Raw genomic sequence first — 20,122 nt, 5'->3', positions numbered from 1 at the left:
GAACGCCTCCCTGCAAACCCACGCCAGTGCTGGGGCGATAAAAGGGGATATATTCCGAAATCGAAATCACAGGGCTTTGATTTCTAACCTGAATTGGCTGTTCGACGACTCGATTGTGATTCCTGTTGTCGTGGGTTCGAGTCCCATCAGCCACCCCAAAGAATTCAGCAGTGAACAAAAAAGCCCGCACTCGTTGCGGGCTTTTTTGCGTCTGTGCACGAGAGACACCCAGGAACGCCTTTGAGCTTCGACGAATACTACAGGCGGCTGCAACTGCCGGAGACTGCGTCGCCGGCAGAGATCAAGCGCGCCTACCGTCAACTGCGGGCGAAGTACCACCCCGACCGCAACAAGGGGCGCGAGGCAGCGGTTGAGCCGGTTTTCAAGCTCATTCAGGAAGCCTTCGAGATTCTGAGTGGCAGGCGCGTCGCGCCAACAGCCAGGACAACTGGCGCCGCAAGCTCGGCCAGCAAAACCCGCGCTGGAGAAGCGCCGCCGCCACAACGCCGCGCGGCGCCGCCCATGCGCGGCGCAAACTGCCTCGTCGAGCTATTCGTGCCGCTCGAAGTCGCGCTCGATGGCGGCGGCGTTCAAGCCCACTACCCTGTCAAAGGTCCGTGTCCGGCGTGCGAGCCAGAAGATCGCGGCGCACTTTGCGAGCAGTGTCATGGCACGGGCGTGAAGACATGGCGCAAATCGCAAGTCGTCGAGATTCCTCGCGGGGCATGGGACGGCCAGCGCCTGGTGGTGCCAGGCGGTGGCCATCCCGGCTTGAGTGGCGGGCCGCCCGGAGACGCCACTTTCTCCGTTTCCATCGTTTGCGGCCCGGGCTTTACCCGCAACGGGCTCGATCTCGCCTGCGAGCTTCAGATCGACTTCGTGACGGCCATGTTGGGCGGCGGCGTTCAGGCGAAGGTCCTCGGCCGCACGATCGAAGTGAAGATTCCGGCGAACGCGAATTCGCGCGCGCCAATCCGTCTACCCGGCCTCGGGCTCGCGGAGCGCAACGGCACGCGCGGCAACCTCACGCTGCACCTGGTGCTCAGCATGCCGGCCGCCGCCGCGTATCTGACCGGCGCCGAGCGCCAGCAACTACGCGACATGTTCGCCGACGCAGAGCGCCGAGCCAGCCAGTCGCCTACCTCCGGCTCGCAGGGCAAACGTTAGCGCGCCTACGCGCCGCGCGCATCGATCCACGCACGCGCGGCTTCGAACCCCGCCTGGGCCGCCGCGTGCTCGGTGGACCAGAGTCGCGTGATATGCACGAGCTGCCAGTCCTCCACGACCGTCTCGTCCTTCAGCACGCGAAAGTGCGCCTTCACGCCCGTGAGCACCTGCTCGACCGCGACTTCGATGTCGTAGTCCTTGTAGCGCTCCTGGTAGTCGCCCATGTCGATGCCCTTCGGCTCCATGATCGCCTCTTTCCGTCTTGTACTGACGGTTCATGCTAGCACTTCTACCCTGCGTGACTCGCAGGCGGCGCCGACGCGCGATCCGCTTCACAGGCGCGCGATCGACACCTCGGTGGACTTCACCAGCGCGACCACTTCCGATCCCACTTTCAACTCGAGTTCGTCGATCGAGCGCGTGGTGATCACCGAGGTCACGATGCCGAACGCCGTGTCGACATCGACTTCCGATACGACGGGCCCGCGAATGATCTCCTTGATCTTGCCGCGAAACTGGTTGCGCACGTTAATGGCAGTAATGCTCATAGGTTCGGCTCCGTGAGTTCGAGTTTAAAAAAGAGGATTCCTGATAAATGATTCAAGCCGCGCCACCCGAAGGCCGCGCGGTGGTTTGCTACGCGCCGTGGCCGAGCACGCGCTGCAGCACGCTCTCCTCGAGCGCAGCGAAGCGTGCGTCGACGCGCGCACGCGGGCGCTCCAGCGGCACGGTCTGATCGAGCGCGATGCGCCCCGCCTCGACGAGCAAAATGCGGTCGCCCAGCGCGACGGCTTCGTGCACGTCATGCGTCACCAGCAGCGCGGTGAAGCGATGCTCGCGCCACAGTCGCTCGATCAGCGCATGCATCTCGATGCGCGTGAGCGCGTCGAGCGCTCCGAGCGGCTCGTCGAGCAGCAACAGGCTCGGACGATGCACCAGAGCGCGGGCGAGCGCCACGCGCTGCCGCTGGCCGCCCGAGAGGCGCGCGGGCCACTCGTCGGCGCGCGCGAGCAGGCCCACGTCGTCGAGCACCGCGCGGGCGTCGTCGCGCGCGCGACGTCCGAGACCGAGCATCACGTTCTGCAACACGGTCTTCCATGGCAACAGGCGTGCGTCCTGAAACATGATGCGCGTATCTAGCGCCGCGCCACCTGCGCCGCGCCGCCCCACCTCGCCCTCGTCCGGCGTTTCGAGCCCTGCGATCAGGCGCAGCAGCGTGGACTTCCCGCAACCGCTGCGTCCGACGATCGAGACAAAACTGCCGCGCTCGATCGCAAGGTCGAAGCCGTTCAGCACGGCACGCTCGCCGTAGCGCTTTCCCACGCCGCGTAGTGCAACGGCGGCGTCCGCACCATGCGTATTCGTGCGCAATGCCGCGCCCTCACGCGCAACTTGCGTCCTGCCGTTGCGTTCGCGCGCCGGCTCGCGTTCGAAGCCGTCCCGCCCTGTGCCGTAATTCGGCGCCACCTGGCTCACGCTCATGCTTCGTTCTCCTGTTGATAAGCGGGATGCCAGCGCAGCGCCACGCGTTCGAGCGACTTCGCAAGCCAGTCGGCGAGTTTGCCGAGCGCCGCATAAAGCAGGATGCCGACTACCACCACGTCGGTTTGCAGGAATTCGCGCGCGTTCATCGTCATATATCCGATGCCCGACTGCGCGGAGATCGTTTCGGCCACGATCAGCGTCACCCACATCAGGCCGAGCGCAAAGCGCACGCCAACGAGAATCGACGGCAACGCCCCCGGCAGTATCACTTCGCGATAGAGCGAGAAGCCCTTGAGCCCGTAGCTGCGCGCCATCTCGACGAGATTGGCGTCCACCGAGCGGATGCCGTGGAACGTATTTACGTACACGGGAAAAAACACGCCCAGCGCCACGAGAAATACCTTCGCTTCCTCACCAATGCCGAACCACAGAATCACGAGCGGAATCATGGCGAGCGCCGGAATATTGCGGACCATCTGCACGGTCGAATCGAGCGCCGTCTCGACGGGCTTGAAAAGCCCGGTAGCCAACCCAAGCACGAGCCCGATGCCGCCGCCGATCGCGAAACCCGAAAGCGCGCGCCAGGTGCTCACACGCACGTCTGCCCACATCTCGCCCGACTCAATCAGCGACCAGGCGGCCCGCAGCACCGCGAGAGGCTCGGGCAACACACGCGTCGAGAGCGCGCCGCTCTTTGCGGCGATTTCCCAGATCACCAACACCGCCAGCGGCACGAGCCAGGGCGCGAGCCGGCGCCGGCTCGCCCGCACGAATGCCCGCGCCACGCGCAGCGCGCCGCCTGGGCTAGCGGAACCGCGCGTAGGTGCGGCCGTTACTACGGATTGCGTCATCGTTGCGTCCTCCACGATTGCCTTTCTCCAGCGCCTCAGCTCTGGCTCACTTTCGGCAGATAGTGATTGCCGACCACTTCGCCGAACGGCCCCGAAAGCGGGCCGCCCGCGCCCTTTGCGGTTCGCCCCGGCAGCAGCGGGAACACGAGTTCCGCAAACCGGTAGGATTCCTCTAGATGCGGATAGCCGGACAAAATGAACGTCTCGATGCCAAGCTCCGCATATTCCTTCATGAGCGCGGCCACCTGTTCAGGATTGCCGACGAGCGCCGTGCCCGCGCCCCCGCGCACGAGACCCACACCCGCCCACAGGTTCGGATACACCTCGAGATCCTTGCGCGTGCCGCGCTTGCCACCGTGCAGCGCCGCCATGCGGCGCTGGCCCTCCGAATCCATCTTCGCGAAGGCAGCCTGGGCGCGCGCAACCGTCTCGTCGTCGAGATGGCTGATGAGCTTGTCCGCTGCGGCCCATGCTTCCTCCTCGGTCTCGCGCACGATCACATGCAGGCGGATACCGAAGCGAATCGTGCGCCCGTTCTCAGCCGCACGCGCGCGAATGTCGGCTATCTTGCGCGCGACGGCTTCGGGCGGCTCGCCCCACGTCAGATAGGTGTCGATGTGCGCGCCCGCCATGGCGTGCGCAGCCGGCGAAGAGCCGCCGAACCACAGCGGCGGATGGGGGTGCTGTACCGGCGGGTACAGCACCTTGCCGCCTACCGAGCGCAGATGCTGCCCTTCGAAATCGATCGCCTCGTTCGTGTGCGATGCCGCGAGCAGCTTGCGCCAGATGTGCAGGAACTCGTCGGTGATTTCGTAGCGCGTGTCGTGATCGACGAAGAGGCCATCGCCTTCCAGTTCGGCCGTATCGCCGCCCGTCACGACATTGATGAGCAAGCGCCCATTGGAAAGCCGGTCGAAAGTGGCGGCCATGCGCGCGCTAAGCGCCGGCGACGATAGACCCGGGCGGATCGCCACGAGAAACTTCAGGCGCCGCGTCGCGGCGATGAGGCTCGACGCCACGACCCACGCGTCCTCGCACGAGCGGCCCGTGGGCAGCAGGACGCCCTCGTAGCCGAGCGTATCGGCGGCGACCGCGATCTGCTGGAAGTATGCGAGATCGGCTGCGCGCGCGCCCTGGGTCGTGCCCAGATAGCGGCTGTCGCCGTGGGTCGGGATGAACCAGAACACATTCATGCGTTGCTCCTGCCTGGAATTTCGAAACACGGGGCGCAAATTGCTGCAGACGCGCGCAGGCGCGCCGCGCAAACGGACGCGCCGCTCATGGCTCAATTGAAAGGATTCGACAGCTCATGGATCGCGCCGGCGCGTTCCCCGGTGCGCCTCGCGCAGCGCCCGGCGACGCCGGCGCCGGCGCCGTCTTCATGGGGAATCAGTCTAGGGACGGCCCTCGCCCTTTAGAACGATTTTTTTGAGCTTAGGTTTTCCACTTTCGTGCTTTGCCCGACGCTTTAGCATACGGTGCGCCTCGCGCGCACGGCGCGCCGATATAATGTGACGCACGCACCCACAAAAACACCGGCATGCCGCGCGCAGAACGCTCCATAAGGCTCATTGCGCGGTGAGGCCAAGCAAGCTCTCGCAAGATTCCATGCAAAAACTGATTCTGCCGTTCGTTTCCGGCTTTCTGGCGTCGCTCTTCTTTCGCGAGGCGACGCTCGCGCTCCTGCATGCCGCCCAGGTCACCGACGCGGCCGGATTTTCGACGGACCCGTTCCTGCCGCTCGGGCTGCCCGAGTTCCTCGTGAACGCGATCTGGAGCGCCATCTGGGCCGTACTGATGGCGTGGCTGCTGCGCGTGTCGCCTTCGCGGCCCGCGCCGTGGGTTCAGGCCTTCGTGTTCGGCGGCATCGTGCTCACCGCGGCGATGGTGTTCGTCGTCGATCCGTTGCGCGGCATCTGGCCGAGCGGCAATATGCTGCCGCGGCTTGCCACGGGCTTCGCGTCGAACGCGATGTGGGGCTGGGGCGCGCTCGTTTTCATGCGCGCGTTCATGAGCGAAACGGCTGAAGATTGACCCCGCCTGCGGGCCGTGCGCGCTGCGCGGCCCGCCTTTTACCGCCGCGCTTTTCCCTCCCCCTTCTCCCGCGCTGTTCCCGCGCTAGTCAACTCAACCAATGAGTTCGCGCAGCGGATGATCCGTCAAGCTCCAGGGCCTCTCGAACATCCGCTCGACGTCTTCGCGGCGCACGTCCTCGATATTCTCGAAGCGCCAGTGCGGATAATTGTCCTTGTCGATAATGCGGGCACGTATGCCCTCCATCACGTCGCCCATCGCGAAGCTCGAGCGCGTGAGGTCGAGGTCGCGGCTCAGGCAGTCGGCCATCGTGCCTTCCGCGCGCGACACGACCTCTAGGGACACCGCCATCGAAAGCGGCGAACGCTCGCGCAGAACCTCCACCATCTGCCCAGCCCATTCGGCTTGCGCGCCTTCGCCCGCACGCTGCGCGGCTTCGAGCGAAACCAGCATGGCGGGCACATCGGCGAGCGAGAAATGGCGATCGATCCAGCCGCGAGCCGTGGCCAGCGACGAACCTTCGGCCACGCGCTGCAACTCGGGCGCGGGCAGCGCCGCCTCGCGGATGCGCGCGACCACTTCCGCGCCGCTCGCAAACGGCTCGCTCTCGAGCGCATCGAGCAGCGCGGGCCACGCGGCCTCGTCGAGCGACGCATCGGCTAGACCCGCATAGACCGCGCTAGCCTGATCGAGCGTCTCGCCCGTCACCGCGAGATACCGGCCGATCGCGCCAGGCGTGCGCGCAAGGAACCAGCCCATGCCGACATCGGGAAAAAGGCCAATGCGCGTCTCGGGCATCGCCATGCGCGTGGTCGGTCCCACGAGCCGCAGCCCGCCCGTGCGATGCGCGCCCTGAGAGATGCCCATGCCGCCGCCCATGACCACGCCGTTGAGCATCGCGATGTACGGCTTCGGAAAGGTGAAGATGGCGTGGTTCAGCCGATATTCGTCGCAGAAGAACGTGTCGAGCGCCGCCTGATCGCCCGCGCGGTACGACTCGTACAGAGAGCGAATGTCACCGCCAGCGCAGAACGCGCGCGCGTGGCGCGTGCGCACGATCACTGCGAGCACGCCGGGGTCGTCGCGCCAGCGATCGAGCGCCGCGTGCATCGTGCGGACCATGGCGGTGGTGAGCGCATTGAGCGCCTGCGGACGCTCGAGTTCGATATAGCCGATGCAGTTCGCTACGCGTGTGAGCACGTGCGCGTCGGGTTCGGCTGAGGTCGGGCTTGCGTTGGCTTCGTGTGACATGGCGATTGGCAAGACGAATCGATAAACGGCGTTTGGACCGGGCAAGGCGCGATCCACACCCTTCCTGAGGCTATCACGTCGCTACACCAGGCGCTTGCACGGTCGACGACGTAGCCGCAGCGTCGCGCGTGCCGAACCAGGCATCGAGCGTGGCGTCGATCAACGGACCGGGCGCGGCGTCCTGAAAGCCGGCGCGCGCGAGCGTGAGCATCACCACGCCGTGCAGCGTTGCCCACAGCGACTGCGCAAGCGTGGCGCTGTCGATACGCGCCCCGCTCGCCGGCGTGAGCGCGGACAGCGTGGCGGCAAAGAGCTGCGCGCCGCTGGCAAGCGCGGCGCCCCCATCGGGCTCATCAACCGCGTCAGGCGCGTCGCTCTGACGGCGGGCGGCCGGCCCCACACGCTCCGGGCGCGCCTTGCGCGCCATAAAGATGAGTCCGTAGGTCTGCGGATGGTCGCAGCCATAGGCCACGTATGCGTGCGCGAGCGCGTGAAGCCGCTCGCGCGCATCGGGGATCAATGTGAGAGGTTCGAATTGCGCGAGCAGTTGCGCGTAACCCTCTTGACCGAGCGCCTCAGCAATCTCGTCGCGGCCGGCGAAATACAGGTAGAGCGACGCGGGCGAATAGCCGATCGCGTCGGCGATCTTGCGCATCGAGAGCGCGCCGAGGCCATCACGCGTGGCGATGCGGCGCGCAGCGTCGAGAATGCGCTCGCGCTGGTCGTGGGCGCGCGCTGCGTGCCTTGCGGGCAGTCCGCGATTTTTGCGTTCGACGATTCCCATGAGGACGCCTGGCGCTTGCCGTAACCGGAAATTCCAGTGACGCCCGAGCGGGCGTGCTCTGCACTACGAATCCAGGCGTCCGGGCGGAAAGTGACCGCTCTTGAGCAGCACCGGCGTGCCGTTGCTGAGTTCGAGATGGGCGCGTGCCACGGCCTCGATGCGCGGACGGCCGGCGTCGAACGCCTGCATCCAGGCGTCACGGTTTGCGGGGAGCGCGCCGAAATGGTCCTCGAGCGCTTCGACGGAAATCGCGCACGGTACGCGTGCGCCGTCGACGAGTGCGGGAAAGACCACGGTCAGATTGGCGTCGCGATAGAGCGGCGCGTCGGCGGGAAAACGAATGATCATGTCCAGCCCCAAGGGGAAAATCAGCAGAAAGCACTGCCGCCGGAGGACGACGCGGCACCCGGCGGTAACCGGCCATGTTACGCGCGAGGCACGATGTCTGGCGCGAATGTGCCCACTGCTGCGGCCAACATGATGGCCGCAGCGCCGCCAGCTTTCAGTGCGCCTGCATCTTCGAGAACAGATTCAGCACGACCACGCCGGCCACGATGAGGCCGAGCCCGAGCACGGCCGGAAGATCGGGCACCTGTCGATAGAGCGCCATCGCCACGAGCGTGATGAGCACGATGCCCACGCCCGACCACACCGCGTAGACGATGCCCACCGGCAAACTGCGCAACGTCAGCGAAAGCCCGTAGAACGCGATGCCATACCCCACCACGACGATCGCCGAGGGCGCGAGCCGCGTGAAGCCATCCGAGGCGCGTAGCGCAGAAGTGGCGATGACTTCCGCGACGATCGCGATGACGAGCCAGGTCCAGGCAGAGAAATCGGGAAGGCGCATCGTGTTAGACCTTCGCGAGCGCGAGTTGCGCGTAGTCGACGTCGAGTTGCGCGCAAAGCGCTTCGACGACCAATTCATGATCGGCGCGCTGCGGCAGGCCCGAGACCGTAACAGAGCCAATCACGCCCGCACCCGCCACCGTGAGCGGGAACGAGCCGCCATGCGGCGCGAAATCGGTGATGGGCAAACCGTGCTTCTCAGCGAGCGTCGTGCCGGTTTGCTGCATGCGCAAGCCGATCGCGTAGGAACTGCGTCGAAAGTGCTCGACCACGCGTGACTTGCGGCGCACCCAGTCGGCGTTGTCGGGCGTCGCGCCATCGAGCGCGCAGAAGAAGAGCTGCTGGCCGAAGGTGCGCACGTCGACGGCGACGGGCAGCGCCCGGGCACGCGCGAGTTCATGCAGATGCGCGCCGAGCTGCCAGGCGCGATCGGCGTCGAAACGGGGAAACACCAGCGCGTGCTCCTGCGCGGCGATCGATTGCAGATCGAGGGGAATGTCCATGGAAGATGCGTGTGAAGCGCGGTGCGCATGAAAAGCCACGGCGCAGCGTGAACGTTGCGAAGAGCGTGCACTGCGCCGACCGAGCCCCGATTCTATCCTGATGGCCCCAGAAGCCATTGCACGCGCGTCCTGCGAACATTTTGCAAACGCCTGGAAAGGCGGTCGTCATTTGTTGTTGCAACGCGGCGCGAACTGTCATATAATCTTTTCTTCGACGGACGCGGGGTGGAGCAGTCTGGCAGCTCGTCGGGCTCATAACCCGAAGGTCGTAGGTTCAAATCCTACCCCCGCAACCAGCAGAATTCGAAAGGGTTACAGGTCACCGACCTGTAACCCTTTTTCCGTTTACGGCTCTAACTGCGCGGCCTGCACTGCGCGACGCGCCGTCACGACGCCGCGTTCTTGCCTTTTCCCTGCGAGCGCATGAGCGACGATACTGAGCGGTGATAAACTCGCATCACCCATCCCCCTATCGTGCCCATGAAATTCTGCTCGACTTGCGGTCAGGCGGTCAGCCTGCTCATTCCGCCCGGCGACAATCGCGAACGCTACGTCTGCTCACACTGCGGCACCATCCACTATCAGAATCCGCGCAACGTGGTCGGTACGGTTCCGGTCTGGGAAGACAAGGTGTTGTTGTGCCGCCGCGCGATCGAGCCGCGCTACGGGTACTGGACGCTGCCCGCCGGCTTCATGGAGATGGGTGAGACAACCGCCGAAGCCGCGGCGCGCGAAACGCTGGAAGAAGCCGGTGCGCGCGTCGAGGTGCAGAACCTCTTTTCGCTCCTGAACGTGCCGCGCGTGCACCAGGTGCATCTGTTCTATCTCGCGCGCCTGCTCGACATCGATATCGCAGCCGGTGAGGAAAGCCTCGAAGTGCGGCTCTTCGAAGAACACGAGATTCCCTGGGATGACATTGCGTTCCCAACGGTCGGGCAGACGTTGCGCTGCTTCTTCGCCGATCGCCAGTCGGGCAGCTTCGGGCTGCACACCGGCGACGTCCTGCGCTCGCTGCGCGACGGCTGACCCGCGACGATGGTCCCCTGGCTTTCGCCCGACGAACCGTTTCCCTCCGTCGAGCGCGCGCTCGGCGCGTCGAGCGGCGCGCCGGGTCTGCTCGCCGCCAGCGCGGATCTGCTCCCCTCGCGCCTGATCGACGCCTACCGGCGCGGCATTTTCCCGTGGTACTCCGACGGTCAGCCGGTGCTCTGGTGGAGCCCCGACCCGCGTATGATCCTGCGCCCCGACGAGTTCAAGGTCTCGCCGTCGTTCAGGAAAACGCTCAAGCGCGTGCTGCGCGAGGGCGCGTGGGAAATTCGCGTCGACAATAATTTCGCCGCGGTGATGCGCGCGTGCGCGAATGCGCCGCGACGCGGCCAGCGCGGCACCTGGATCACAGGCGACGTAATCGACGCCTATTCCACCCTGCACCGTGTGGGCGACGCGCACAGCATCGAAGCCTGGTTCGGCGGCGAGCGCGTGGGTGGGCTCTACGGCGTGGCGCTCGGCACGATGTTCTTCGGCGAATCGATGTTCGCCTCCGTCACCGACGCCTCGAAGATCGCGCTCGCGGCACTCGTCGCGCATCTGCGCCGCCACGGCGTCGAGTTGATCGATTGCCAGCAGAACACCGCGCATCTCGCCTCGCTCGGCGGCCGCGAGATCTCGCGCAAGGCATTCATCGCCCATGTGCGCACGCATGTGAATGCCGCGCCCATTCCCTGGAAATTCGACAAAGCCGTGCTCGTCGATCTGCTCGGCGGACGTGGCACGCCCGACGAGTTCTTACCCGCTGCGTGAATTACCGGTGAGCCGCAAATGAGTGGCACATGAGCGGCGCATGATCCCCCGCGTGCGCGCTTGCCACAGCCCGCGCAATTCGATGGATACATGTTCGGCGTCAATGTTAGACTGAATAGAGAACCCGTCGCCGCCTTCCAGGCACCTTCGCAGCCACCTTCTTAGGCAAACTCGCTGGCACGCCCCGTGCGGCGCGCAGTGTGGTCTGGCAAGGCTTACGCGCGAGGCTGGGTGCGCCCCGCGCGCGCCACGCGACGATCCGAACTGCTACGAGAGCTGCCAACGTGACGCATCCAAACGAGCTGCCGCTTTCACCGCTTTCCGCGCTGCAATTCTATGCAACGGCGCCCTACCCCTGCAGTTACCTGGAGGGGCGCATCGCGCGCTCGCAGGTGGCAACGCCCAGTCATCTCATCAATTCCGACGTCTATACCGATCTCGTGAAGGCCGGCTTCCGGCGCTCGGGCGTGTTCACCTATCGCCCATACTGCGACGGTTGCCGCGCGTGCGTACCGGTCCGCGTGCCGGTCGAGCACTTCACGCCGAACCGCACGCAGCGCCGCGCGTGGAAGCGCCATGGCGCGCTCGTCGCCACGGTCGCGCCGCTGCACTACGACGAGGCGCACTACGCGCTCTACATGCGCTATCAGTCCGCGCGCCACGCGGGCGGCGGTATGGACCGCGACAGCCGCGATCAGTACGAGCAGTTCCTGCTGCAAAGCCGGATCAATTCACGGCTGGTCGAATTCCGCGAGCCGGACCCCGCGCATCCGGATGAGCCCGGCGCGCTGTGCATGGTCAGCATGATCGACATCCTCGGCGACGGACTCTCCTCGGTCTACACGTTCTTCGACCCCGATACGGTCCACACGAGCTACGGCACGTACAACATTCTCTGGCAGATCGAGCAGGCCCGTAGCCTTCAGCTGCCTTACGTGTATCTCGGCTACTGGATCCGCGAGAGCCCGAAAATGGCGTACAAGGCGCGCTTCCAGCCGCTCGAAGGCCTCTTCGACGGCGCATGGGCCGCACTCACGCCCGAAGCCTGAGCCCCCGGCGCGTCGCCCCGGGCTCGTGTTACCGCTAAAATAGCGGGTTCCCATTTTCTGGCGCCCGCGCCTTCTTCCCGTGTTCAGCACCCTTTATCCGTTCGTCCGCGACCAGCTCTTTCGCATGGACGCCGAAGACGCCCATCACCTCTCGCTGCGCATGATCGGCGCCGCCGGCCGCACCGGCATGGCTGGCCTCTTCGCCCCGCGCGTGCCCGATTCGCCGCGCACCGTCATGGGCCTCACCTTCCGCAATCCTGTGGGGCTCGCCGCGGGCCTCGACAAGGAAGGCGCCGCGATCGACGGTTTCGCCGCGCTTGGCTTCGGCTTCATCGAGGTGGGCACCGTGACGCCGCGCCCGCAGCCGGGCAATCCGCGCCCGCGCATTTTCCGGCTGCCGCAGGCGGGCGGCATCATCAACCGCATGGGGTTCAACAATCACGGCGTCGAGCAGTTCGTGAAGAACGTACAGGCCGCGCGCTATCGCGGCATTCTCGGGCTGAATATCGGCAAGAACGCCGACACGCCGATCGAGCGCGCCGCCGACGATTATCTCTTCTGCCTCGAGCGCGTCTATCCGTTCGCGAGCTACGTGACGATCAATATCTCGTCGCCGAACACGAAGAACCTGCGCCAGCTGCAAGGCGGCGGTGAACTCGACGCCCTCCTCGCCGCGCTCAAGGACAAGCAGCAGCGTCTGGCCGACATGCACGGCAAGCTCGTGCCGCTCGCGCTCAAGATCGCGCCCGATCTGGACGACGAGCAGGTCAAGGAAATCGCCGACACGCTGCTGCGCCACAAGATCGAAGGCGTGATCGCGACCAACACCACGCTCTCGCGCGCGGCGGTGGAAGGCATGCCAAATGCGAACGAGACAGGCGGCCTCTCGGGACGCCCGGTGTTCGACGCCTCGAACAACGTGATCCGAAAGCTGCGCGCCGAGTTGGGCGGCGACGTGCCGATCATCGGCGTGGGCGGGATTTTTTCGGGCGACGACGCGCGCGAGAAGATCGCGGCCGGCGCCTCGCTCGTGCAGGTGTATACGGGCTTCATCTACCGGGGCCCGGCGCTCGTCGCCGAATGTGCGCGGGCGCTGGCCTCGGGCCGCGCATAAAGCTATAGTGGCACGCTAGTCATGGCGCATCGGAGGCGCTGTGCACTAGCACTAGAATCGCAGCAGCAGAACAAGAGGAAAACATGAAATCCGGTTTGCTGAAAAAACTCCTTGCACTTGCAATCGTTGGCGCATCGTTCGTCGCGGCCAGCGCCCACGCCGATGACCTGCTCGATCAGGCCAAGGCGCGCGGCACGCTGCGCATCGGTATCGAAGGCACGTTCCCCCCGTTCAACTCGAAGGCGCCCAGCGGCGAGCTGGTCGGCTATGACGTCGACATCGCGAAGGCTGTGGCCGCGAAAATGGGCCTCAAGCCCGAATTCGTCACGACCGAATGGAGCGGCATCATCGCGGGCCTGCAGGCCGGCAAGTTCGACGTGATCGTGAACCAGGTCGGCGTAACCGATCAGCGCAAGGCCGTGCTCGACTTCTCGCCGGCCTACACGTATTCGGCCGCACAGCTCATCCAGCGCAAGGACGACACGCGCCAGTTCAAGACGCTCGACGACCTGAAGGGCAAGAAGCTCGGCGTCGGTCTCGGCACCAACTACATGGACATGGCCAAGTCGGTGCCGGGCATCGATGTGAAGACTTATCCGGGTGCGCCCGAGTATCTTCGCGACCTCGCGGCGAACCGTCTCGACGCGGCGCTCAACGACCGCCTGATGCTCGCTTATCTGCTGAAGAACTCGCAACTGCCGCTGCGCACGGGCGCGATCGTCGGTGCCGGCAACCCGTCGGCGATCCCGTTCAAGAAGGGCAATCCGAAGTTCGCCAAGGCGATCGACGACGCGATGACGCAGCTCGAAGCCGATGGCACCTTCACGAAGATCTCGGACAAGTGGTTCGGCATCGACGTGACCAAGCCGATCGCGCAATGATCCTGAGGGACGCTCAGTCCGGTTGACGCGAAGGGCGGCATCGCACGATGCCGCCCTTCGCACATGTGCGTCCATTGCAAAACGCGCCACTCCACCTCGTTACCTACGCCCATGCCCATCTATACGCTCATCATCCAGTCGCTGCCGGTGCTCGCACAGGGCGCGGTGCTGACGGTCAAGTTCGCCGTGTTTTCGATGATCTTCGGGCTCATCGGCGGCGCCGTGCTCGCGCTCATGGGCATCAGCTCGAACCGCGCGCTTGTGTTCATCGCGCGCGTGTATGTGAGCCTGATGCGCGGCACACCGCTGCTCGTGCAGATCTTCGTCATTTACTACGGATTGCCGAGCATCGGCATTTCGCTCGACCCGACGCCTGCGGGCGTGATCGCGCTTTCCGCGAACGTGGCGGCATATCTCTCGGAGAGCATGCGTGGCGCGATTCTCGGCATTCATAGCGGACAGTGGCTCGCGGCTTATAGCCTCGGCCTCTCGCGCACCCAGACGCTGCGCTACGTGATCGCGCCGCAAGCGTTGCGCATCGCCGTGCCGAGTCTCTCGAACAGCCTCATCAGTCTGATCAAGGACACGTCGCTCGTTTCGGTCATCACCGTGACGGAGCTGCTGCGCAGTGCGCAGGAAATCATCGCCTCGACGTATCAGCCGCTGCCGCTCTATCTGGCGGCGGCCGCCATTTACTGGGTGCTCTGCCAGGTCCTCGAATGGGTACAGCACTGGTACGAAAAAAGGCTCGCGCTGCCTTCGCGTCACTGACTTTGCGTCCCTGACCTCACGCGCGTTTTCATACACGGCCCGCACATGCGGGCCGTTTTGTTTTCAGGCGGCTTCCTGATGCTTCATTCGCAGGGAAAACGCAGTCCGAGCGCCGCGCGCGCGGCGTCGGCCATGGCGAGCATGCGGCGCGAGGTGTCGTGCGTCATCACCGGGCTTTCGAGCGCGCCCGCGCGCAGCAATTCGCAGAAGTGCGCGGTCTCGTAGTTGAGGCCGCCGCCCTCGAACGGCTCGTCGAGTTCAACGACGCGGCCATCCACATAACGCACCGTCGCACGCGCCGGATTCCACCAGTTCGCGTGGATCGTCACGTTGCCGAGCGGCCCCGCCAGCAGCGCGTCGCCATAGCCGTGCAGATCGAGCCCGCAGAACAGCTGCGCAATGCCGTGCTCATGCTGGCAGTTGAGGCTCGCGAAGGTGTCCACACCCGTCGAGCCGAGGCGCCCGACAGTCTGCACCTCACGCGGCGCGCCGAGCCAGTCGACGGCGAGAAACATCTCGTACACGCCGATGTCGAGCAGCGCCCCACCCGCTTGCTCGAACGAAAGCGAAGGATGGTCGGCGGGCACACTGGCGACTGAACAGCCCGCGCGCACGAGCCCGACTGGACCGATGGGATCGGCGTCTAGTTGCGCTCGCAACTTTCGATAGAGGGGATAGAACGGCGGCTTCATCGCCTCCATGAAGAGGCGCTGCGCGCGGCGCGCCGCTTCGAGCACGCGTTCGAGCTGCGCGCCGTTCACGGTGGCGGGTTTTTCGCACAGCACGGGCAGTCCGGCTTCGAGCGCGGCAATCGCGTAATGGGCGTGACTGTCCTGGATCGTGGCGATATAGACGGCGTCGATGCCGCTCGCGAAGAGCGCATCCACGCTCTCGCACGCCTTCGCGCCGCAGGTGGCGGCAAGCGCCTGGGCAGTCGTCGCGCGCCGCGACCAGACCGCTTCGACGCGTGCATGCGCGACGTGCGCGACGCCCTGCGCGAAGCGGTGCGCAATGCGGCCCGCGCCGACGATGCCCCAACGTATCGTTTGTGTTTCGCTCATGTGCTGCGTGCTCCGGCTGTGAGGTCGAGGGCCGCCGCACGGTGTGCATAACGTATGCCACGCGCGGCGCACCCAAAGACACGCACGATACCGGCCCGCGCAGCGCGCCGCAATGCGCTCGCATCAATCCGCGCGCAGCCAGGCGGACTGATGTGAGCGAATCGGCGCTGCAAACGGCCTTAGCGCTGCTCCAACGCCTCGGGCGCGAGCGCGCGAGTAAGTTCGTCGGCGGTGTATTCGATCATCGCAAGCGCGGCCGCTTCGGCCTCTTTCGGCGCACGCCGCTCGATCGCTTCGACGATGCGCCCATGCGCCGCCACGACATTGTTCCAGCCCCCGTCACGCGTGCTGAGAATCGGATTCACGAGCGAAAGTGCGCCGCGAATGATCGCCGCCATCTGCTGATAAAACTGATTCCCGCTCGCCGCGAGGATGCGCGTGTGCAAAAGCGCGTCGGCAGTCTGGAAATTCGGATCGTCGGTGCTCGTCTGGCTCAGCACTTCGAACGCCTCGCGAATGCCGGCAATCTCCGCCGCGCTGGCACGCGTGGCCGCGAGCGCGCACGCCGCCGGTTCGATCAGGCCGCGAAATTCGATCACGTCGCGCAAAAACGTCTTGTCCGGTTTCGACCGGAAACGCCAGTTCACGACGTCCTCGTCGATCATGCGCCAGTCGCGCATGGGCCGGATGCGCGTGCCTATTTTCGGCCGCACGTCGAGCATGTGGCGCGCGAGCAGCATGGAGAGCGCTTCGCGCATCACCGTGCGGCTCACGTCGAACTCCTTTGAGAGGATGTCCTGCGGAGGCAGCACTGCGCCATAGCGCTCCTCGACGATGCCTGCAATCAGCCCGTCCATCACCTTGCTGACGAGCGATCGTTCCTTGTTCCCCAGTTCCATGACCCTACCCCCCCGATGTGGGCGTTATCGCCCATGTTTGCCGGATACTGCGCGGGCCCTCGTGCGTCGTCGAACTTAGGTGTTACGTTGCCATGCGCTTCGCATAATTCGCCAGCCAGGATATCTCCTGACATGATGCTTGCGCACAATGCGTATTGTTCGTATCTACGCGTGTTACGTCGGCCCTTGCGCTGCTGTTTTTGTAAGGCGATCGTATGGACCGCCCACTTACTTCAATCGACACGCCTTCAATTCGCCTTAAATCCGCGTTGCATCAATAGGCAGTCCCTGGCTGTGCATATGCAGGGATGCCGGCGTGCATGTTTCTTCTGTGTACGCTTTTCGCGCGCGGCCCGACGTCGTGCTTTTCAACGTTGCGCTCATTCAACGTTGTATCCGCCCGTACTCATCGTCGAAGCGCACGATGTCGTCCTCGCCCAGATAGCCGCCCGACTGCACCTCGATGATCTCGAGCGGCGTCTTGCCCGGATTCTCCAGCCGGTGCTTCACACCTAGCGGAATGTAGGTCGATTCGTTTTCCGAAAGCAGGAAAACCTCCTCGCCGCGCGTGACACGCGCCGTGCCGCGCACCACGGTCCAGTGCTCCGCGCGGTGATGATGCATCTGCAGCGACAGCCGCCCGCCCGGCTTCACGACGATGCGCTTGACCTGGAAGCGTTCGCCCTGATCGAGCGAGTCGTAGCAGCCCCACGGCCGCTCCACGCGCCGGTGATGCTGCGCGACCGCGCTGCGCTCCTGCCTGAGCTTGCCGACGATCGCCTTCACGTCCTGCACGCGATCCCTCGCCGCGACGAGGACCGCGTCGGCCGTTTCGACCACTACCACGCCGTGCACGCCCACGCAGGCAACGAGCCGTCCGTCCGAGTGCGCGAACGTGTCGGTCACGTCTTCGAACATGACGCGCCCGCGCGCCACGTTGCCGTTCGCGTCCTTGTTCGACACTTGCCACACCGCGTCCCACGCGCCCACGTCGGACCAGCCAGCCACGAGCGGTACGACCACGCCCGCGAGCCGCGCGTTGGCGCCCAGCGACTCCATCACCGCGTAGTCGATCGAATCGGACGGGCACACTGCGAGCGCCGCGGCATCCAGATGCACAGTGCCGTCGGCGTCGACCACGGCCGCCTCGAACGCCGCCGCGCATTGCGCCGCGATGGCCGGCCGGCAATGCGCGATCGCGGCGAGCCAAACCGATGCGCGGACCACGAAAATGCCGCTATTCCAGAGGTAGTCGCCGGAGGCCACATAACTCGCCGCGAGTTCGGCGCCCGGCTTTTCCACGAAACGCTCGATCACCCGCGCGCCGCTGGCGCCGAGCGCCGCCCCCGCGCCGATGTACCCGTAACCGGTTTCCGCGCGCTGCGGCGGCACGCCCAGCGTGACGACCGCGCCGCGCGCCGCGTAGCCCACCGCTTCTTCGAGCGCGGCGGCAAACGCCGCGCGATCGGCGATCAGGTGGTCGGCCGGCATGGCGATGAGCACCGGATCGCTGTCGCATACGACACCGGCGCCGTCGCGGGCCGATACCGCCTCGTGCCCGGCACGCGCCGCCAGCGCCGCCACCGTGAGAGCCGGGGCCGTGTTGCGCGCGACCGGTTCGAGCACGACGCGCGCGGACATGCCGCTGCGGCAGAGCCGGTCGACGGTCATGAGCCTCAGTTCCTCGCTGCTCACGACAACAGGCGCGGCCTTGCGGACTGCCGCGCCCGCCTGGGCATACACGCCGTCGAGCCGCCGGATGGTGGCTTCGAGCAGCGACTCGCCGTCGAGCAGATCGATCAGCTGCTTCGGACAATGCTCGCGCGAAAGCGGCCAAAGCCGCGTGCCCGAGCCCCCGGCCAGCACCACAGGCTGAACGATGAGCGCGACTTCGGGTTCATTGGCTGCGGCGATCAAGCCGGCTGGCGTCACGAGCTGGTTCATGCAGTGAGCTCCCCGTTGAAATACGTCGGGTCACGTTGACGAACGCCGCGCCTGCCTGCCGGCGGGCTCGCCCGAAGCGTCACGCGCCTCCCGGACCTCTCAAGCCTCACGAATCCTTGAGACCTTTTCCGGACCTCATTGGAACAAACCTCGGCATGCCAATCTGTACGCATACCCACACTGATCGCATGCGCCCGGGCGACTGCGCGGCAAAGCCCTTCACGCGCGACGTTTCGGCGCCGAGCGCTTTTTCGCCGGCTACGTCTGCGTTGCAACAGAACTGAATCAAAAACGCTTGTTTTTTGGACCGCAGCCCGCGTCGCCCCTGGATGCATGTTTCAACCAGGAGCCATTTCTGAATCACCCCGTCAGCGAGGGAAATAATTCAATCGAATCATCGGCTTGCAGCTTGAAAAAGGGGGATACGCGGCGCGGCGGCCCGCAAAGTCGCCGTACAAAACTGAAACAAAAATGCGGCGTTTCGCCGCGCTGCCGCATGGCCGACTCTCGCTCAGCCGCTTGAATGCGTGATTTCGCACCAACTGGCACACACCCTGCTAAAGAGAGATTGCCACACGAGCGCAGACGCGGACGAACGATACCGCGCAAACAAGCGCAAGCGAGCGGGACCAGGCAGAACCGAGCGGGACACTGCAGGCACAAGCAGGAACCAGCAGGAAAGAGCACGAACAAGCGGGACTATGGGGCCGGCACGACGAACACAGAAGCCGCACGGGAAACGGCAAACAACAACGAGTTCGGCGAACGGAATCAAAAAACAGGAGGCGGCTCGCGCCGCTTCGCACGAGGACCAGTCATGTTAACCCTTCAATCCGATCTTCACGGCAACCATTTGCTGGGCGCCCTCCCGTCGCATGAATGGCAGGCTCTCGCCCCGCATCTCGAACTCGTTCATCTGCGCACCGAACAGTTGATCTGCGACTCTGGCCAGCGCATTCATCACGTGTACTTTCCGACGACGGCGATCGTCTCGCTGCTTTCGACGATGGAGGACGGCAGCTCGGTCGAAATCGCGGCGGTCGGCCGCGAAGGCATGACGGGCGTGCCCGTGCTCACCGGCGGCGAAACGATGCCGAACCGCGTACAGGTGCAATGCGCGGGCTTCGCTTATCGCATGAGCGCGCAAGCCCTCAAACAACAGTTTGCGCGCTCGGACTTCCTGCGCCGCCTCATGCTGCTCTATATGCACGCGCTGCTCACGCAGGTCGCACAGACCGCCGCGTGCAATCGTCACCATTCGCTCAACAAGCAGCTGTGCCGCTGGCTTCTGATCGAAGTGGACCGCGTGGCTTCCAACGACCTCAATGTCACGCAGCAGTTGATCGCCGACATGCTCGGCGTGCGCCGCGAAGGCATTACCGAAGCGGCAGGCAAGCTGCACGACGAAGGCCTGATCCATCACAGCCGCGGCCACATTCGTGTGCTCGATCGCGAAGGTCTCGAAGCCCGCGCCTGCGAGTGCTACGGGCTCGTGCGCCGCGAATTCGACCGGCTGCTGCCACGTCTGCACCAGCCGGAAACGGTCGAGTGAGCACATAGTCGCGTGCGCTTGCGTTTCGCGCCGCGAGCTCGTTTTCAAGTCGTCCCCGAACAGAGCGTGCCCGTAGCGGCACGCTTTTGCGCGCCTGTTCGCGCTTGTTCGCGCTTGTTCGTTCTCC

General features: G+C 65.3%; 21 protein-coding genes, 1 tRNA gene and 1 pseudogene. 10 read left to right on the top strand and 13 right to left on the bottom strand.

Translation table 11 applies throughout. The features are described 5' to 3' along the window. Positions 1 to 240 precede the first annotated feature (240 nt). Positions 241 to 1,167 carry a DnaJ C-terminal domain-containing protein gene (locus tag JMY28_RS15440; protein ID WP_201696805.1) on the top strand — a complete coding sequence of 309 codons (927 nt, stop codon included), beginning with the start codon at positions 241 to 243 and terminating at the stop codon, positions 1,165 to 1,167. Between the two features lie 5 nt (positions 1,168 to 1,172). On the opposite strand, the gene JMY28_RS15435 is transcribed toward JMY28_RS15440, so the two are convergent. From JMY28_RS15435 to ssuD, 5 genes and pseudogenes are all read right to left on the bottom strand, one after another. Beyond that, positions 1,173 to 1,412 carry a DUF6566 family protein gene (locus JMY28_RS15435; protein ID WP_201696804.1) on the bottom strand — a complete coding sequence of 80 codons (240 nt, stop codon included), beginning with the start codon at positions 1,410 to 1,412 and terminating at the stop codon, positions 1,173 to 1,175. An 87-nt stretch (positions 1,413 to 1,499) separates the two neighbouring features. Continuing rightward, the gene (locus JMY28_RS15430) at positions 1,500 to 1,715 is read right to left on the bottom strand and encodes a TOBE domain-containing protein (RefSeq protein WP_028204871.1); all 216 of its coding nucleotides are present in this window, start codon (positions 1,713 to 1,715) and stop codon (positions 1,500 to 1,502) included. Between the two features lie 103 nt (positions 1,716 to 1,818). Then, a pseudogene (locus JMY28_RS15425) lies at positions 1,819 to 2,649 on the bottom strand (ATP-binding cassette domain-containing protein); the annotation flags it as partial. Beyond that, positions 2,646 to 3,503 (bottom strand): aliphatic sulfonate ABC transporter permease SsuC, encoded by an 858-nt coding sequence (gene ssuC / locus JMY28_RS15420; RefSeq protein ID WP_201696802.1) that lies wholly within the window; start codon positions 3,501 to 3,503, stop codon positions 2,646 to 2,648. The pseudogene JMY28_RS15425 and the gene ssuC, both read right to left, overlap by 4 nt. A 35-nt stretch (positions 3,504 to 3,538) precedes the next feature. Beyond that, on the bottom strand, positions 3,539 to 4,696 hold the full coding sequence (gene ssuD / locus JMY28_RS15415) for an FMNH2-dependent alkanesulfonate monooxygenase (protein WP_201696801.1): 1,158 nt from the start codon (positions 4,694 to 4,696) through the stop codon (positions 3,539 to 3,541). A gap of 415 nt (positions 4,697 to 5,111) precedes the next feature. On the opposite strand from ssuD, the gene JMY28_RS15410 reads away from it, so the two are divergent. Next, positions 5,112 to 5,537, top strand: coding sequence for a hypothetical protein (locus JMY28_RS15410; RefSeq protein WP_201696800.1), 426 nt, complete (start codon positions 5,112 to 5,114; stop codon positions 5,535 to 5,537). Between the two features lie 93 nt (positions 5,538 to 5,630). Here JMY28_RS15410 and JMY28_RS15405 read toward each other — a convergent pair whose 3' ends face one another. The 5 genes from JMY28_RS15405 to JMY28_RS15385 form a co-directional block, all read right to left on the bottom strand. Continuing rightward, the gene (locus tag JMY28_RS15405; RefSeq protein ID WP_201696799.1) at positions 5,631 to 6,788 is read right to left on the bottom strand and encodes an enoyl-CoA hydratase/isomerase family protein; all 1,158 of its coding nucleotides are present in this window, start codon (positions 6,786 to 6,788) and stop codon (positions 5,631 to 5,633) included. 73 nt (positions 6,789 to 6,861) lie between these two features. Beyond that, positions 6,862 to 7,572, bottom strand: coding sequence for a TetR/AcrR family transcriptional regulator (locus tag JMY28_RS15400; RefSeq protein WP_201696798.1), 711 nt, complete (start codon positions 7,570 to 7,572; stop codon positions 6,862 to 6,864). 63 nt (positions 7,573 to 7,635) lie between these two features. Continuing rightward, positions 7,636 to 7,920: a DUF1488 family protein gene (locus JMY28_RS15395; protein WP_201696797.1), complete on the bottom strand. Its 285-nt coding sequence runs from the start codon at positions 7,918 to 7,920 to the stop codon at positions 7,636 to 7,638. A 154-nt stretch (positions 7,921 to 8,074) separates the two neighbouring features. After that, complete coding sequence (locus JMY28_RS15390) at positions 8,075 to 8,422, bottom strand: DMT family transporter (RefSeq protein ID WP_201696796.1); 348 nt, start codon at positions 8,420 to 8,422, stop codon at positions 8,075 to 8,077. Positions 8,423 to 8,426: 4 nt separating this feature from the next. Then, the gene (locus tag JMY28_RS15385; RefSeq protein WP_201696795.1) at positions 8,427 to 8,924 is read right to left on the bottom strand and encodes a heme-degrading domain-containing protein; all 498 of its coding nucleotides are present in this window, start codon (positions 8,922 to 8,924) and stop codon (positions 8,427 to 8,429) included. Between the two features lie 219 nt (positions 8,925 to 9,143). Between JMY28_RS15385 and JMY28_RS15380 the strand changes: the two genes are divergently transcribed. The 7 genes from JMY28_RS15380 (at position 9,144) to JMY28_RS15350 (ending at position 14,539) form a co-directional block, all read left to right on the top strand. After that, positions 9,144 to 9,220, top strand: a tRNA-Met gene (locus JMY28_RS15380). Positions 9,221 to 9,404: 184 nt separating this feature from the next. Continuing rightward, positions 9,405 to 9,950, top strand: coding sequence for an NUDIX hydrolase (locus tag JMY28_RS15375; RefSeq protein WP_110384546.1), 546 nt, complete (start codon positions 9,405 to 9,407; stop codon positions 9,948 to 9,950). Between the two features lie 9 nt (positions 9,951 to 9,959). After that, positions 9,960 to 10,724 (top strand): leucyl/phenylalanyl-tRNA--protein transferase, encoded by a 765-nt coding sequence (gene aat / locus JMY28_RS15370; protein WP_201696794.1) that lies wholly within the window; start codon positions 9,960 to 9,962, stop codon positions 10,722 to 10,724. Between the two features lie 284 nt (positions 10,725 to 11,008). Further along, complete coding sequence (locus tag JMY28_RS15365; RefSeq protein ID WP_201696793.1) at positions 11,009 to 11,773, top strand: arginyltransferase; 765 nt, start codon at positions 11,009 to 11,011, stop codon at positions 11,771 to 11,773. Positions 11,774 to 11,852: 79 nt separating this feature from the next. Beyond that, entirely contained in the window at positions 11,853 to 12,887 is a 1,035-nt protein-coding gene (locus tag JMY28_RS15360; protein ID WP_201696792.1) for a quinone-dependent dihydroorotate dehydrogenase, read from the top strand. Between the two features lie 83 nt (positions 12,888 to 12,970). Further along, entirely contained in the window at positions 12,971 to 13,768 is a 798-nt protein-coding gene (locus JMY28_RS15355; protein ID WP_201696791.1) for a transporter substrate-binding domain-containing protein, read from the top strand. Positions 13,769 to 13,879: 111 nt separating this feature from the next. Continuing rightward, positions 13,880 to 14,539, top strand: a complete 660-nt coding sequence (locus JMY28_RS15350) for an amino acid ABC transporter permease (RefSeq protein ID WP_201696790.1) — start codon at positions 13,880 to 13,882, stop codon at positions 14,537 to 14,539. 83 nt (positions 14,540 to 14,622) lie between these two features. Here JMY28_RS15350 and JMY28_RS15345 read toward each other — a convergent pair whose 3' ends face one another. From JMY28_RS15345 to JMY28_RS15335, 3 genes are all read right to left on the bottom strand, one after another. Then, positions 14,623 to 15,600, bottom strand: coding sequence for a Gfo/Idh/MocA family protein (locus JMY28_RS15345; protein WP_201696789.1), 978 nt, complete (start codon positions 15,598 to 15,600; stop codon positions 14,623 to 14,625). Between the two features lie 179 nt (positions 15,601 to 15,779). Continuing rightward, positions 15,780 to 16,499: a FadR/GntR family transcriptional regulator gene (locus tag JMY28_RS15340; RefSeq protein WP_201696788.1), complete on the bottom strand. Its 720-nt coding sequence runs from the start codon at positions 16,497 to 16,499 to the stop codon at positions 15,780 to 15,782. Between the two features lie 384 nt (positions 16,500 to 16,883). After that, positions 16,884 to 18,443 (bottom strand): mannose-1-phosphate guanylyltransferase/mannose-6-phosphate isomerase, encoded by a 1,560-nt coding sequence (locus JMY28_RS15335; protein ID WP_201696787.1) that lies wholly within the window; start codon positions 18,441 to 18,443, stop codon positions 16,884 to 16,886. A gap of 817 nt (positions 18,444 to 19,260) precedes the next feature. Here JMY28_RS15335 and JMY28_RS15330 point away from each other — a divergent pair. Continuing rightward, complete coding sequence (locus JMY28_RS15330; RefSeq protein WP_201696786.1) at positions 19,261 to 19,995, top strand: Crp/Fnr family transcriptional regulator; 735 nt, start codon at positions 19,261 to 19,263, stop codon at positions 19,993 to 19,995. The last annotated feature ends 127 nt before the right edge of the window (positions 19,996 to 20,122 follow it).

This window comes from Paraburkholderia hiiakae (assembly GCF_904848665.1).
Classification (GTDB): domain Bacteria; phylum Pseudomonadota; class Gammaproteobacteria; order Burkholderiales; family Burkholderiaceae; genus Paraburkholderia; species Paraburkholderia hiiakae.
The sequence above is the reverse complement of the archived record's forward strand: the minus strand, read 5'-3'. Positions and strand labels throughout refer to the sequence as shown.

Bases quoted from the DNA above. Each gene is read 5' to 3' on its own strand.
- JMY28_RS15435 (WP_201696804.1), bottom strand. From the start codon at position 1,412: ATGGAGCCGAAGGGCATCGACATGGGCGACTACCAGGAGCGCTACAAG.
- JMY28_RS15430 (WP_028204871.1), bottom strand. From the start codon at position 1,715: ATGAGCATTACTGCCATTAACGTGCGCAACCAGTTTCGCGGCAAGATC.
- ssuC (WP_201696802.1), bottom strand. From the start codon at position 3,503: ATGACGCAATCCGTAGTAACGGCCGCACCTACGCGCGGTTCCGCTAGC.
- ssuD (WP_201696801.1), bottom strand. From the start codon at position 4,696: ATGAATGTGTTCTGGTTCATCCCGACCCACGGCGACAGCCGCTATCTG.
- JMY28_RS15410 (WP_201696800.1), top strand. From the start codon at position 5,112: ATGCAAAAACTGATTCTGCCGTTCGTTTCCGGCTTTCTGGCGTCGCTC.
- JMY28_RS15405 (WP_201696799.1), bottom strand. From the start codon at position 6,788: ATGTCACACGAAGCCAACGCAAGCCCGACCTCAGCCGAACCCGACGCG.
- JMY28_RS15400 (WP_201696798.1), bottom strand. From the start codon at position 7,572: ATGGGAATCGTCGAACGCAAAAATCGCGGACTGCCCGCAAGGCACGCA.
- JMY28_RS15395 (WP_201696797.1), bottom strand. From the start codon at position 7,920: ATGATCATTCGTTTTCCCGCCGACGCGCCGCTCTATCGCGACGCCAAT.
- JMY28_RS15390 (WP_201696796.1), bottom strand. From the start codon at position 8,422: ATGCGCCTTCCCGATTTCTCTGCCTGGACCTGGCTCGTCATCGCGATC.
- JMY28_RS15385 (WP_201696795.1), bottom strand. From the start codon at position 8,924: ATGGACATTCCCCTCGATCTGCAATCGATCGCCGCGCAGGAGCACGCG.
- JMY28_RS15375 (WP_110384546.1), top strand. From the start codon at position 9,405: ATGAAATTCTGCTCGACTTGCGGTCAGGCGGTCAGCCTGCTCATTCCG.
- aat (WP_201696794.1), top strand. From the start codon at position 9,960: ATGGTCCCCTGGCTTTCGCCCGACGAACCGTTTCCCTCCGTCGAGCGC.
- JMY28_RS15355 (WP_201696791.1), top strand. From the start codon at position 12,971: ATGAAATCCGGTTTGCTGAAAAAACTCCTTGCACTTGCAATCGTTGGC.
- JMY28_RS15350 (WP_201696790.1), top strand. From the start codon at position 13,880: ATGCCCATCTATACGCTCATCATCCAGTCGCTGCCGGTGCTCGCACAG.
- JMY28_RS15345 (WP_201696789.1), bottom strand. From the start codon at position 15,600: ATGAGCGAAACACAAACGATACGTTGGGGCATCGTCGGCGCGGGCCGC.
- JMY28_RS15340 (WP_201696788.1), bottom strand. From the start codon at position 16,499: ATGGAACTGGGGAACAAGGAACGATCGCTCGTCAGCAAGGTGATGGAC.
- JMY28_RS15335 (WP_201696787.1), bottom strand. From the start codon at position 18,443: ATGAACCAGCTCGTGACGCCAGCCGGCTTGATCGCCGCAGCCAATGAA.
- JMY28_RS15330 (WP_201696786.1), top strand. From the start codon at position 19,261: ATGTTAACCCTTCAATCCGATCTTCACGGCAACCATTTGCTGGGCGCC.